This window comes from Ruegeria sp. CF1, from assembly GCF_056537445.1.
Map to the genome: position 1 here is coordinate 407,994 of NZ_JBQFRN010000001.1, position 13,397 is coordinate 421,390.

Consider the following 13,397-nt stretch of genomic DNA (forward strand, 5'->3'; position numbering starts at 1 on the left):
ATCAGGCCGGGTTCGCTGCATCAGAAAGCCGCGCCAGGGTTTCATCGCGCCCAAGCACAAGCATCATGTCAAATACCGAAGGTGTAACTGCCCGGCCCGCTAGTGCCGCCCGCAGCGGACCAGCCAATTTGCCGAACTTAACCCCATTCGCCTCTGCGAACGAATTCAGGGTCTCCTCCAGTTCGTTCCGGGACCAGCTAGCATTTTGCAGCTGCGGCGTCAATTCTTTCAGTATACCGTCGGATACAGATGCCAGCGCCTTTGCGGCCTTTTCATCTGGCTGGATAGGTCGCGACGTAAGCACAAAATGAGCTTTTTCAATGAGTTCCGGGAACGTGCGTGCGCGGTCCTTGAGGCAATACATCGCACGGACCAAATCACTGGATTGTGTTTCAGAAAGCGGCGGCAAACCAGCTGACTTCAGATATCCCTGAATTTCATGCTGCAGCGCGGCATCTTCCCCGACGGCAATATGTTGTCCACAAAGGTTTTCAAGCTTCTTCACATCAAACCGCGCCGGGCTTTTGCCAATGCCATCCAGATCGAACCACTCTTTAGCTTGGGCATCGGTAAAGAACTCATCATCCCCATGGCTCCAGCCCAGCCGAGCCAGATAGTTGCGCATTCCGGATGCCGGATATCCCATGGCCTGATATTCTTGCGCCCCCAACGCACCGTGACGTTTGCTGAGCTTTTTCCCATCGGGTCCATGGATCAAAGGGATATGCGCCCAGACTGGTACATCCCAACCCATCGCCTCGTAGATCATCATCTGACGGGCGGCGTTGTTGAGGTGATCGTCGCCCCGGATCACATGGGTTACGCCCATATCGTGATCATCAACCACAACAGCCAGCATATAGACCGGAGTCCCATCCGAACGCAGCAGGATCATGTCGTCCAATTGCTCATTTCGAATAGTCACATCGCCCTGCACTTGATCACGGATCACGGTGGTGCCGTCTTGCGGGGCCTTGATGCGGATCACGTAAGGGGCGTCCGGATGGGTGGCCGGGTCGGCCTCGCGCCATGGGCTGCGGAACAGGGTCGATTTCCCTTCGGCCCGGGCCTGTTCGCGGAACGCAGCGATTTCTTCCTGCGTCGAAAAGCACTTGTATGCCTTGCCGTCGGACAGCAACTGATGCGCGACCTCTGCATGTCGAGGGGCACCCTCGAATTGGCTGACGACCTCACCGTCATGATCAAGCCCTAGCCAGTCCATGCCTTGCAGTATGGCCGCTGTTGCTTCCGGCGTGGAACGTTCCCGATCGGTATCCTCGATCCGCAACAGGAACTTGCCGCCGCGACCCCGCGCATAAAGCCAGTTGAACAGCGCAGTGCGGGCGCCACCGATATGCAGAAATCCGGTGGGAGAGGGGGCAAAACGGGTGACGACCTGATCGGACATGGTGTGGATTAACCTTTTGGTAACCTTAGCGGGCATAGTTTGGCGACTATCTACCCAGCCCAAAGGACGGGGGCAACCATGCGTGTTCTGACACGGGTCGAGACCGCATTGCTGACCCAGCGGGGACACTTGTTTCCGTGGTCCCCGATCTGCCTGGCGGTCGGGATTGGTTGGTATTTCAGCCTCAGGTTCGAACCCGAGGTTGAGCTCTATGTCGGCGTTCTGGCGCTTGCCTTGCTGGCGCTTGCCTCCACCCGTTGGATGGGGGCCGCGTGGTCACCGCTGGCCACTGGCTTAGCCCTGATCGCGATGGGGTTCGCTCTGGCCGGGACGCGGGCACATATGGTTGCGGAGCCGGTCCTGCAATGGCGTTACTATGGCCCGGTCGAGGGGAGGGTCGTAGCGCTGGACCGCTCTGCGTCGGATGCGCTGAGGGTGACATTGGATCAGGTGCGGATCGGGGACGTTCCTGCTGATCAAAGACCCCGGCGCATCCGGCTTTCTATTCACGGTGAGTCAGTTGCGCTGTCCCCGGGTCAGCGGATTATGACCACAGCACATCTTTCGCCGCCGCAAGGGCCAGTTGAACCCGGAGGTTTTGATTTTCGCCGCCACGCCTGGTTCCAGCAACTCGGCGCTGTTGGATACACTCGGGTTCCGGTCCTGACGTCGGCTGCGGCGCAAGATGGTTTGGACGGAGTGCGTATCACGGCCTGGCGCATGGAGATCTCGGATCGGGTGCGCACGATCCTGCCGGGCGAAGTCGGGGGCTTTGCCGCCGCTGTAACTACCGGTGATCGCAGCGGGATGGGGCAGGCCTCGTTAGAGGCGTTGCGCGCGTCCAACCTGGCTCATCTTCTGGCGATTTCGGGCCTTCACATGGGTTTGTTGACCGGTTTCGTTTTTGTGGCATGCCGCATGGGGTTCTCAATGGTACCTGTCATCGCGCTTCGCATGCCCGTACGCAAGGTGGCCGCGCTCTGCGCGTTATTCGCGTCGACAATCTACCTGCTTCTGTCTGGTGGGAACGTCGCGACTGAGCGCGCCTTTGTGATGGTCTGCGTTATGCTGGGGGCCGTATTGTTGGACCGGCGCGCGATTTCGTTGCGGGCGGTGGCCGTGGCTGCGCTGATTGTTCTTACCTTTCGTCCAGAAACTCTTTTGAGCCCCGGATTTCAGATGTCTTTTGCAGCCACAACCGCCTTGGTCGCAGGGTTTGGCGCGTTGCGGGACTATGGCCCAATGCCAGGCCCAAAATGGCTGCGGCCTGTGCTGGCCTTGTTGACATCCTCGGCGATCGCGGGGATCGCGACAGCTCCGATCGGGGCGGCGCATTTCAACGCCATTTCGCACTACGGGTTGCTGGCAAATCTCGTCTCCGTGCCCGTCATGGGAACGCTGGTCGTTCCAAGTGCGGTGGTCGCCGCCCTTCTTGCACCTTTTGGGCTTGAAGCGATTGCATTGCACGTAATGGGTCTTGGGCTGAGATGGATCCTTACCGTTGCCAATTGGGTCGCGGGACTGGAGGGCGCGCGCGGGTACGTAGTAAGCCCAGACTATTTCGTATTGCCTGTTCTGGCTCTGTCTCTTCTGTGGCTAATGCTGTGGCAAGGGCACGCACGGTGGCTCGGCATCGCCCCGGCGGCATTGGCGATAGCGCTGTGGGGTCAGGGAAGCCGCCCAGACGTGCTGATCGCCGATACCGGCGGGCTGGTCGGAGTGATGACTGAACACGGGCGCGCGCTGAGCAAACCGAAAGGCAGCGGATTTGTCGCGTCGGTGTGGCTGGAAAATGACGGGGACGGGGCAGATCAACCAAAGGCCGCTTTGCGATGGCCAGAGGCATCATCGGGAATTCAACGTTTTCTGCTGGGAGACAAAGAGCTTGTCCACTTGACTGGCAAGCGGGCTGCGAGCGCCTTTCAGGAATGCAGGAAAGATCAGATCATTGTCGCCCCGGTGTCGTTGACTTTGACCGGTGAATGCAGCGTTTACGATACGGAATTTCTGCAGAAGACAGACAGTCTTGCGTTGTCCAAGGGGCGTTTGTTCGCGAGTTCTGATATCTCAGGCCGCCGCCTCTGGTCCCCCAAGCTGCCTCAATAGCTTCGGATCAAGCCTACCAGGCGGCCCTGAACTTTCACCTTGTCCTCTGGCAGCACGCGGGTCTCATAGGCCGGATTCGCCGCTTCCAGCGCAATGGCCTGACCTCGGCGGAAAAACCGTTTCAGCGTGGCTTCCTGATCTTCCACCAATGCCACCACGATGTCACCGTTGTCAGCGGCTGTGGTTTCGCGGATTACCACGACATCGCCATCGTTGATACCGGCGTCGATCATCGAGTCGCCACGAACCTCAAGCGCATAATGTTCACCACGGCCCGAAACCATCGAGCCCGGTACCGCAACGCGGTGCGAAACATGGCTGATCGCTTCGATCGGTACACCGGCAGCAATCCGGCCCATAACAGGCAATTCCATCGCATCAACTGTGACGGGTTCAAAGTTCGCGGGGCGTGGACCTTCAGGACGATCGCCTTCAATCACACGCGGTTTGAAACCTGCCGTGGGCTCTCCCCCAAGGCTTTCTGGCAGCTTGACAATTTCGATGGCACGAGCCCGATGGGCAAGGCGGCGGATAAAGCCACGTTCTTCCAGCGCGGTGATCAGTCGATGAATCCCGGATTTTGACCGTAGATCCAACGCGGCCTTCATCTCATCAAAACTGGGCGGAACACCGTCCGCTTGCACGCGTTTGTGGATGAATTCCAGCAAATCCAGTTGCTTCTTGGTCAGCATTGCTCATACCTCGTCGCTCATGCGTTTTCTTTTGTTCTACGCATGTTCACGTTTTGTGTCAACGGATTTGCTAGATCGGCAGGTAAAGGACCTCATCCCCGGCCTCGCGCGCGGGATCGTGGGGTTGGCGTACCAATAGTGCATTGGCTTGCGCCAAAACACTTAGCAGCGAGCTGTCCTGATCATCACAGGCGCGGATGCCGCCGTTGTCCAACACCGCCCGCATATAATGCTCACGCGGGCCATTTTTTCCGAGCGGGGCAGAAAGGCGGGCGCGTTGGAATGGCTGTAGGGCCTGTTCAATCCCCAACATGCGGCGCACCATTGGGATGAGGAACAGGTAACCGCACACCATGGCACTGACCGGGTTTCCGGGTAGACCGACCATCGCAGCATCCCCAAGCCGCCCGGCCATCAGTGGTTTACCCGGTCGCATGCGAATCTTGTAGAACGATTGCTTCAGCCCAAGACCTTCCGAGACATCCGCAACCAGGTCGTACTCGCCAACCGACGCCCCTCCGATGGTCACCACGAGGTCAGCGCCCTGTGCCAAGCCAAAAGCTGTTTCTAATGACGCTAAGGTATCTTGTGCGATAGGAAGTACACGAACTTGTGCGCCAGCATCTTCCAGTAACGCCTTAAGACCAAAGGTATTTGAGGCGATGATCTGATCGGGGCCGGGTGTTTCTCCGGGCATCACCAGTTCGTCACCGGTTGAGATTAGTGCAACCACGGGTTTGCGGGTCACAGGGACCGAAGCGATGTTCATCGCTGCCATTAATGCGACATCTTCGGGTCTGAGCTGGCGCGGGGCCGTGATCTGCGTACCGATGCTGAAATCGATCCCCGCAGGGCGGATATTGGTCTTTTCACCGGGGGCGTCGATTATGGTGATCAGATCACCGCGTCGGTCGACATCTTCCTGTATGACGACGAAATCTGCACCATCCGGCACAGGCGCACCAGTGAATATCCGCACAGCTTGGCCGGGTCCGACGCTTCCAGCAAAGCGACGTCCGGCCGCTGCTTCGCCAACCACTTTGAACATTGCATGCAGTTCGACTTCGGCCGCCTTGACGGCGTACCCATCCATCGATGACGCAGCAAAGGGCGGCTGATCACGCGTTGCTGCAACGTTTTCTGCCAGGATACGACCGGCAGCCTCGGCAAGGGCAACCGTTTCTGCGGGCAGCGGTGAGACCAGATCGAACAGCAGAGCCCGCGCTTCTTCAACCGAGATCATGATGCCTCGTAACGCCCTGATTTTCCGCCGTCTTTCAGTAGAACACGAATGCCGCCGATCTCCATCGTTTTGTCCACGGCCTTCGCCATATCGTAAACCGTCAGTGCGGCTGTCGAGACTGCTGTCAGCGCTTCCATCTCTACGCCGGTCTGGCCGGAAGTCTTTACAGTCGCTTCAATCTGAACGCCGGGAAGGTCCGTGTCTAAGCTCAGTTCAATGGCGACTTTGGTCACGGGTAGCGGATGACACAGAGGTATCAGGTCAGGCGTTTTCTTGGCGCCCATTATGCCCGCAAGTCGGGCAACACCAAGAACATCGCCTTTCTTAGCGCGTCCTTCTGAAATGATATCAAAGGTTTCCTTCGCCATCTTGATGTATCCAGATGCAACCGCAACCCGGTCGGTGACAGCCTTGTCGGACACGTCCACCATATGGGCCTCACCTTTGGCATCAAAATGGGTCAGCGGCATCACATCACTCCGGGAATGAGCGGGTTGGCGAGCAGTGCTCGAGTTGCCGAAGCTACATCATCCTGACGCATCAGGCTTTCACCAATAAGGAAACAGCGCGCACCGTAGCGGGCGATATCTGCGAGGTCCGCCGGAGTGCTAAGGCCGCTCTCGCAGACGATCGTGCGATCCGCTGGAACCAGCTTTGACAGATGACGAGTTGTAACAAGAGTCGTCTCGAAGGTCTTGAGATTGCGGTTGTTTATCCCGATCAGCGGGCTTTTCAGCTGCGATGCGCGCGCAAGCTCGTCTGCGTCGTGAACTTCGATCAGAACATCCATGCCCCAGTCAAACGCGGTTTGCTCAAGCTCGGCGGCCTGCGCATCGCTGACCGAGGCCATGATGATGAGGATACAATCTGCGCCCAATGCGCGGGCTTCGACCACCTGATAGGGGTCATACATGAAGTCCTTCCGCAAAGCGGGCAACGAACAGGCCGCGCGCGCTTCGGTCAGAAAGGATTTGTCACCCTGAAAGCTGGGCGTGTCCGTCAGAACAGACAAGCAAGCCGCGCCGCCCTCTTCATACGCTTGGGCAAGCGCGGGCGGATCGAAATCAGCGCGGATCAGGCCCTTGGACGGGCTTGCCTTCTTGACCTCGGCGATCAAGCCATACCCTTTGCGCATCGCTGTATGCAGCGCCTCGGCAAAGCCCCGGACCTCGGGCGCGTTCCGAGCCTCGGATTCCAGTGTTTCCAGAGATTTATGCTCTTTGTCCGAAGCGATCTCTTCCAGCTTGTACGCTTTGATCTTGTCCAGAACGGTCTCGGTCATGCGGCTTCCTGTGTAATGCGCGCCAGCGCGGTGATCTTTTCACGGGCCTTGCCGCTGTCGATGCTTTCTGTGGCCATTGCTACGCCTTCACGCAAATCGCTTGCCGCATCTGCAACGACCAGCGCCGCGGCAGAGTTCAGCAGCACCGCGTCGCGGTAGGCTGAAGGTGCCCCATCCAGCAGGGCGCGGAAGGCAACCGCGTTCTCTTCGGGGGTGCCGCCGATGATATCTTCGAACGGATGCACCGGAAGGCCCGCGTCTTCAGGGTGAAGCTCGACCTCTTTGACAACGCCGTCCTCAACCGACGCGACCCAGCTGACCCCGGTGATCGTAAGCTCATCCGTACCGTCTGAGCCGTGGACTAGCCAGGCATGTTCAGCCCCAAGCAGACCCAGAGTTTCGGCCATCGGGCGAATCAGGTCGCGGCTGAACGCACCGGTCAGTTGGCGCTTCACTCCGGCGGGGTTGGTCAGGGGGCCCAGAATGTTGAAAATCGTGCGCGTCCCCAGTTCTTGCCGCGAAGGCATGACATGAGCGATCGCCGGGTGGTGCATTGGGGCCATCATAAAGCCGATACCGACCTCTTTCAGCGCTTTTTCAACGACTTCCGGGCCGACCATTACGTTGATACCTAGCTGCCCAAGAGCATCTGCTGCGCCGGATTTCGAGCTCAGATTCCGATTACCGTGTTTTGCAACGGTGACACCGGCGCCAGCCGTCACAAAAGCCGTGGCTGTCGAGATATTGAGTGTTCCTTTGCCGTCGCCCCCCGTGCCAACGATGTCCATCGCGCCAGCGGGAGCTTTCACTGCATTGCATTTCGCGCGCATTACGGCAGCGGCGGCGGCGTATTCCTCGACCGTCTCGCCGCGCGTGCGCATTGCCATCAGCAACCCGCCGATCTGGCTGGGCGTGGCGGCCCCATCAAAGAGTATGCCAAAGGCCTGTTCAGCCTCGGCACGGGTCAAAGGTCGATCGGCCGCAGCACCGATCAGCGGTTTCAGAGCGTCGCTCATGCGGGGACTTTCATTTCGTTCAGGAAGTTCTTGAGCAGGGCGTGACCATGCTCGGACGCGATGGATTCCGGGTGAAACTGGACGCCGTGGATCGGCAGTTCTTTGTGCTGCAGACCCATAATCGTGCCATCCTCAAGCTCGGCCGTGATCTCAAGGCAATCGGGCAGGCTTTCGCGTTCTACGACAAGCGAATGATACCGGGTGGCCTCGAAGGGCGAGGGCAGGCCAGCGAATACACCTTTGCCGGTGTGTTTCATCGTGCCCATTTTCCCGTGCACGATCTCATGACAGCGCACAACCTTGCCGCCAAATGCCTGACCGATGGTTTGATGCCCCAGACAGACCCCCATCAGCGGTGTTTGCGTCTCGGCCGCGGCTTCGGTCAAGGCCAGACAGATGCCCGCCTGATCGGGATCACAAGGGCCGGGGCTGAGCAGAATACCAGCCGGGTTCATCGCCATTGCTTCCTGCACATCCAGCGCGTCATTCCGGCGCACGACCATCTCAGCCCCGAGCTCACCCAGATAATGAACGAGGTTGTAGGTAAACGAGTCATAGTTGTCGATCAGCAGCAGCATTTGGGCACTTATCTTCCTATGGGCATTTCGGGCTGGCGATGCAGTCCCTGAGCGCGGTATAATGTCGGGACATACATGCTCAGGCTTGTGCGGCAGCGTCAAGAGGACATACCCAACTTGACACCGTACAGGTGAGCGTCGCGGAAGATGGCGTCTGGGCAGATGAGGCACGAAACAACGCGAGAGGCGAGATTTCGATGAGCGGATTTTACGGTGGAGTGATCGCCGGGGCGGTCTCGGTATTGGCACTGGGCGCGGTTCTTTCGCTGACAACTCCTTTGTCACGTAAACCAGATGTGACGGCAACAGCGCCCGAAGTGGCTGATACTCCGCAGCCCCTGGAGGCTGCGAAAGTTGAAGAAAGCAATGCAGATGCTGATCTGGTTGAGTTGCCACCATCCGGCCCTGAAACCCCCGATCTATCATCAGATTCGCTGGATGGCTTGGCAGGTATCGAGCTTGAGCCCGGTGCCCGTCCTGAGGCGGGTGGAGCACCGACCGTAGCCGAGGCACCTGCAGCGATCTCATCTTCTGACGTGACCGTTCAAACCGAAGCGCCCGCGGCACCGCCAAATCCACTTGCCGAACCAACCTCGCCACAACAGGAAGCCGAACCGGCAGCGCTCGCGGATGCTCCAGCAGCGCCTGCGCCCGAGGAAGCCCCGGAACCGCAGGTTGCGGAAGAAACGCCCAAGGAGGCCCCTCAGGTCGCTGCCTTGCAGCCTGAGATCGCGGATGTGCCGGATGCAGCTCCAGAGGCTCAGGAAGCGGAACCCGTGCCTGATGAAAATCCAATCGCGGTTGAGGGTGAAGAAGATACCCGCCCTGTACGTCAGCCGCGCGTATTGACCCTGCCGCAAATTGGCGGAGAGGGGGCCACAGGTTCCGGTTCGTTGATCGGCAAGCGTGTCGTGCCCCTAACCGAAAGGGATGACCCGCCCGTCGAACAAGCCGTGATTACTCCAGAAGTGGTGGCTAAGCCCATCGAAGCACATGCTGCCACCTTCGAAAATCCAGAATCCAAGCCATTGATGTCGATCATTCTGATCGATGATGAAGGGGCTTTTGGGGCCGAGGCGTTGCAGGATTTCCCATACCCGCTAAGTTTTGCCGTCAGCCCGTCTGACCCGAATGCAGCGGAAAAAATGGCCCGTCATCGCGAGGCTGGATTTGAAGTATTGGCCTTGGTTGACATGCACGAAGCCGCCAGTGCTCAGGACGCTGAGGTGTCGTTGTCGGTGTGGTTGGATCAATTGCCTCAAACCGTTGGCATTCTGGAAGGTGTCGGAAGCGGCATTCAGGGCAATCGAAAGCTGGCTGATCAGGTTGCGGCGATTGCCGGAGATACCGGGCGCGGGCTGGTGACGCAGGACAATGGTCTAAACACTGCGCAAAAGCTTGCAGCGCGCAACGGCATTCCATCCAGCGTAGTGTTCCGCGATTTCGATGGTGCCAAACAGGACCCCAAGATCATGCGGCGTTTTCTGGATCAGGCAGCCTTCCGCGCCGGACAGGAAGGTGCTGTGGTGATGCTGGGTCGTCTGCGTCCCGAGACGATCTCGGCCCTGTTGCTGTGGGGGCTTGAGGATCGCGGCAGCCGCGTGGCGATGGCCCCAATTTCTGCCGTGATGATGAAAGAAGTCCAGCAGGACGTTGCGGGATCGCTGACGGACGGGTGACGGCAGCGACCATCCGCCGCCCTACTAGATGTTTCCGCTGCCTGTAAACCGCGCCGCATCCGCAGCCGCGCGGCGAATGGCGTTCGATTTATGGACGGTCTCCATGTATTCCGCTTCGGGGTCGCTGTCATAGACAACGCCGCCTCCAGCTTGGATATACAGTTTGTGGTCCTTCACAATGGCCGTCCGCAGCGCGATGCACATATCCATGTCGCCGCCTGCGCTGAAATACCCGACACCGCCACCGTAGATGCCGCGCTTTTCAGGCTCCAACTCGTCGATGATCTCCATCGCGCGCACTTTGGGCGCGCCTGATACCGTGCCTGCAGGCATCCCGGCAAAGAACGCGTCCAATGCGTCCTTGTCTTCGGCCAGTTCACCGACCACGTTTGATACGATGTGCATCACGTGGCTGTAGCGCTCGATGATGAACTCTTCGGTAGGACGCACGGTTCCAATCTTAGAAACACGCCCGGTGTCATTGCGGCCCAGGTCCAGCAACATGAGGTGCTCGGCGAGTTCTTTTTTGTCGGCCAGCAGGTCGATTTCGTTGGCCTTGTCTTCTTCGGGCGTCGCGCCACGCGGGCGGGTACCCGCGATAGGGCGGATCGTGACCTCATTGCCGAAGACACGCACCAGAATTTCTGGGCTTGCACCTACGACCTGAAAGCCGCCGAAGTTGAAATAGAACATGAATGGCGACGGGTTGGTGCGCCGCAGCGAGCGGTAGAGGGCAAATGGCGGTTGTGGAAAATCCTGTGTCCAGCGTTGGGCCGGGACGACCTGAAAGATATCACCCGCACGGATATATTCCTTGGCCTTTTCAACGGCTTCCATATAGCCCGATTTGGTGAAGTTAGAGACAGGAGCCCCAACTTCAATTGCGTCACCCAGATCGCGCGTCTCGGCCGGCATGGCACGCTCAAGATCACGCACGGCATCCATCACACGCTCAGCGGCCTGCGCATAGGCGGCTTTGGCGCTTTGGCCCTCGCTGGCCCATGCGGGCGACACTACGGTAACCTCGCCTTTGACGCCGTCCAACACAGCAATGACCGAGGGGCGCAGCATGATCGCATCGGGCAGGCCCAACGGGTCAGGGTTCACATCCGGCAGGTATTCCACCAACCGGACCATGTCGTAGCCCAGATAGCCAAACAGGCCAGCGGCGGCCTGCGGCAGGTCATCGGGAAGCGCGATGCGGCTTTCAGCCAACAAGGCGCGCAAGTTGTCCATCGGGTTGCCATCCTGTGGCTCGAACGCCTCGCCATCGAAGCGGGCTGATCGGTTCAAGGCCGATGTCTCGCCCTGACAGCGCCAAATCAGATCGGGCTTCATTCCGATGATCGAATAGCGCCCACGCACTTCACCCCCGGTTACCGACTCGAGCATGAAGGCGTCTTTCTGAGCGCCTGTCAGTTTCAGCATCAGTGAAACCGGCGTATCCAGATCAGCGGCGAGGCGGGTATAGACGACCTGATTTTCGCCCGCATCATAAGCGCGCGCGAAACTTTCGAAATCCGGGGTCAGGGCCATGTTCTGTCTCTTTTAGTAACTGGCCCGTACCGCGTTCAGCGCTTGCTGATCCAGCACAGGGCGTGCGCGTGTCTGGGCATTGCGCACATAGATGTCAAAGATGTTCTGCGCCAGCGCCTGGCTCAATTGCGCAGCCAGTGCATCCTGCATCTGGCGTTGCTCATCGGTTTCCGCCGGAGGCAGCTCTTCATCCAGACGCACGATCAGGGCGTTACCGTTTCCGGGAATGACACGCAGCTCGCCAGGGTCCATTTCAAACACCTGAGTCATGAAGTCCACGGGAACATCCTCGAGGAATGCGGTACGTGTCAGCGCATTTTCGACGCGGAAGGGCAGGCCTGTGGCGGTAAAGTCGCCATCTGTTGCCAGTTGGGTCAGAACCGTGTTGCCCTGATTTTGCAGCGCTTTCGCAGTTTCTACCTGCAGCCATGCCTCGGCGACACGGTCACGGGCGCTTTCCAGAGGTTCCGGGCGCGGTTCCAGCACTTCATTCAAACGCAACGCAAAGATCGAACCATCTTCAAGGAACGCGACCTCTGGGAAATCACCTTCTTGCACAGCCTCAGCGACTGAGCGGAAGCCGTCATACGCGGCAACGCCATCGTCGCTTTGCTGGGTCCAGTCGATCTGACCCAGTTCCATCTCGGTCTCACCGGCCAGTTCTTCCAGTGTTGCGCCGCCTGCAAGCAGATCGTTGATGTCTTCGGCCTGTGCTTCGATCTGACGGCGCGCTCGGTCGGCGGCGAGTTCTGCACGAAGTTCGGGTTCGGCGTCTTCGAAACTGACATTGTTCTCGGCCAGCGATCCATTGATCCGGAACAGGGCAGGGCCGAACACCGTGGGAAGCGGGCCGACCACATCGTCGATCTCGGCGGCAAACACGGCGTCGGCTGCATCGCCCAGATCTTCACGGGTGACATCGCCCAGATCAACATCGCTCAGCTCAAGCTGACGTTCGCGGACCAACTGTTCGAAATCGGCCCCGCCAACTTCAAGTTGTGCCAGCGCCTCGGTTGCGGATTCTTCGCTGGGATAGGGCAGACGCTCGACCAAGCGGCGCTCGGGTTGGAAATATTCGTCAGCGCGTTGGTCGTATAGACGGCGCAGAGAATCTTCGTCCACTTCGATCGTATCGAGCAGCATGTCGGGCGACAGAATGGCGTAGGTCAGTTGCTTGGTGCGGGGCAGGGTGAACTGATCGGTATTCTCGTCGTAATATGTCTGAATCTGCGCGTCTGTGGGTTGGGCCACGGGCGTTTCGAGAAGGTCGGCAGACAGCGTCGCCACGGTAAAGCTGCGGCGGGCCAGCACATAGTTCGACAAAGCCTCGGTCAGCGTACGGGGCATTTCAACACCGCTCATGACCGCGCCCTGAACGATGGTGCGTGAAGATTCTTTGCGCAGATCCGATTCGAATTCGGAATCGGTCATTCCGACCTGTTCCAGCTGAAAGCGATAGGCTTCGCGGTCGAATGTACCGTTTACACCTTGGAACGCCGGTATCTGTACAATCTCGTCCTGCAGGTTCTCGTCACCGATCGAAATGCCAAGCTGTCCGACCTCGTTATCGATTGCGGCCAGTGCGATCAGGCGCGAAAGGGCAAGTTGATCGAGGCCAAGATCATGTGCCTGCGAAATCTGCATTGCCTGTCCGGTTTGCGCTTCGACGGCCCGGATCTCGCGCTGAAGCTCACGAAAATACGCGTCGACCGAAACGCTTTCATCACCGACCTGCGCAACCGTACGAACGGTTCCGGTCAGGCTGGTGGCGCCAAAGCCAGCAAGGCCCAGCATCAAAAGACCCATGAGAATCCAGACAAAGGTTTTGGATAGGTTTTTCATGCCTGCGGCCATGGT

At 58.9% G+C, this 13,397-nt stretch carries 11 protein-coding genes; 2 read left to right on the plus strand and 9 right to left on the minus strand.

Translation table 11 applies throughout. The annotated features are described in order from the left end of the window. Position 1: 1 nt before the first annotated feature. A complete protein-coding gene (gltX, locus tag ACRZ96_RS02055) occupies positions 2–1,408 on the minus strand; it encodes a glutamate--tRNA ligase (RefSeq protein ID WP_480759479.1) in 1,407 nt (468 codons plus the stop codon). Between the two features lie 78 nt (positions 1,409–1,486). On the opposite strand from gltX, the gene ACRZ96_RS02060 reads away from it, so the two are divergent. Next, positions 1,487–3,514, plus strand: a complete 2,028-nt coding sequence (locus tag ACRZ96_RS02060) for a ComEC/Rec2 family competence protein (protein WP_480771471.1) — start codon at positions 1,487–1,489, stop codon at positions 3,512–3,514. Here the strand turns inward: ACRZ96_RS02060 and lexA are convergent. The 6 genes from lexA to ACRZ96_RS02090 all read right to left on the minus strand — a co-directional run bounded on the left by lexA (position 3,508) and on the right by ACRZ96_RS02090 (position 8,325). Continuing rightward, entirely contained in the window at positions 3,508–4,206 is a 699-nt protein-coding gene (gene lexA, locus ACRZ96_RS02065) for a transcriptional repressor LexA (protein ID WP_170392970.1), read from the minus strand. The two genes, ACRZ96_RS02060 and lexA, sit on opposite strands and share 7 nt — an antisense overlap. 70 nt (positions 4,207–4,276) lie before the next feature. Then, entirely contained in the window at positions 4,277–5,449 is a 1,173-nt protein-coding gene (locus tag ACRZ96_RS02070; protein ID WP_170392971.1) for a molybdopterin molybdotransferase MoeA, read from the minus strand. Continuing rightward, entirely contained in the window at positions 5,446–5,919 is a 474-nt protein-coding gene (moaC, locus tag ACRZ96_RS02075; RefSeq protein WP_480704925.1) for a cyclic pyranopterin monophosphate synthase MoaC, read from the minus strand. The genes ACRZ96_RS02070 and moaC overlap by 4 nt, the downstream gene beginning before the upstream one ends. Beyond that, a complete protein-coding gene (gene trpC, locus ACRZ96_RS02080; protein WP_480814190.1) occupies positions 5,919–6,731 on the minus strand; it encodes an indole-3-glycerol phosphate synthase TrpC in 813 nt (270 codons plus the stop codon). The genes moaC and trpC overlap by 1 nt, the downstream gene beginning before the upstream one ends. Then, positions 6,728–7,747 carry an anthranilate phosphoribosyltransferase gene (gene trpD / locus ACRZ96_RS02085; protein ID WP_170465332.1) on the minus strand — a complete coding sequence of 340 codons (1,020 nt, stop codon included), beginning with the start codon at positions 7,745–7,747 and terminating at the stop codon, positions 6,728–6,730. The genes trpC and trpD overlap by 4 nt, the downstream gene beginning before the upstream one ends. Further along, positions 7,744–8,325: an anthranilate synthase component II gene (locus ACRZ96_RS02090; RefSeq protein ID WP_170392975.1), complete on the minus strand. Its 582-nt coding sequence runs from the start codon at positions 8,323–8,325 to the stop codon at positions 7,744–7,746. Before ACRZ96_RS02090 ends, trpD begins: the two co-directional genes overlap by 4 nt. A 197-nt stretch (positions 8,326–8,522) precedes the next feature. On the opposite strand from ACRZ96_RS02090, the gene ACRZ96_RS02095 reads away from it, so the two are divergent. After that, positions 8,523–10,004: a divergent polysaccharide deacetylase family protein gene (locus ACRZ96_RS02095; protein ID WP_480771469.1), complete on the plus strand. Its 1,482-nt coding sequence runs from the start codon at positions 8,523–8,525 to the stop codon at positions 10,002–10,004. Positions 10,005–10,028: 24 nt separating this feature from the next. On the opposite strand, the gene trpE is transcribed toward ACRZ96_RS02095, so the two are convergent. Continuing rightward, a complete protein-coding gene (gene trpE, locus ACRZ96_RS02100) occupies positions 10,029–11,540 on the minus strand; it encodes an anthranilate synthase component I (protein ID WP_480814191.1) in 1,512 nt (503 codons plus the stop codon). Positions 11,541–11,552: 12 nt separating this feature from the next. Further along, positions 11,553–13,394, minus strand: coding sequence for a peptidyl-prolyl cis-trans isomerase (locus ACRZ96_RS02105; RefSeq protein ID WP_480704917.1), 1,842 nt, complete (start codon positions 13,392–13,394; stop codon positions 11,553–11,555). Positions 13,395–13,397: the final 3 nt, after the last annotated feature.

Coding starts and splice junctions, on each gene's coding strand:
- gltX (WP_480759479.1), bottom strand. CDS start 1,408: ATGTCCGATCAGGTCGTCACCCGTTTTGCCCCCTCTCCCACCGGATTT.
- ACRZ96_RS02060 (WP_480771471.1), top strand. CDS start 1,487: ATGCGTGTTCTGACACGGGTCGAGACCGCATTGCTGACCCAGCGGGGA.
- lexA (WP_170392970.1), bottom strand. CDS start 4,206: ATGCTGACCAAGAAGCAACTGGATTTGCTGGAATTCATCCACAAACGC.
- ACRZ96_RS02070 (WP_170392971.1), bottom strand. CDS start 5,449: ATGATCTCGGTTGAAGAAGCGCGGGCTCTGCTGTTCGATCTGGTCTCA.
- moaC (WP_480704925.1), bottom strand. CDS start 5,919: ATGCCGCTGACCCATTTTGATGCCAAAGGTGAGGCCCATATGGTGGAC.
- trpC (WP_480814190.1), bottom strand. CDS start 6,731: ATGACCGAGACCGTTCTGGACAAGATCAAAGCGTACAAGCTGGAAGAG.
- trpD (WP_170465332.1), bottom strand. CDS start 7,747: ATGAGCGACGCTCTGAAACCGCTGATCGGTGCTGCGGCCGATCGACCT.
- ACRZ96_RS02090 (WP_170392975.1), bottom strand. CDS start 8,325: ATGCTGCTGCTGATCGACAACTATGACTCGTTTACCTACAACCTCGTT.
- ACRZ96_RS02095 (WP_480771469.1), top strand. CDS start 8,523: ATGAGCGGATTTTACGGTGGAGTGATCGCCGGGGCGGTCTCGGTATTG.
- trpE (WP_480814191.1), bottom strand. CDS start 11,540: ATGGCCCTGACCCCGGATTTCGAAAGTTTCGCGCGCGCTTATGATGCG.
- ACRZ96_RS02105 (WP_480704917.1), bottom strand. CDS start 13,394: ATGGCCGCAGGCATGAAAAACCTATCCAAAACCTTTGTCTGGATTCTC.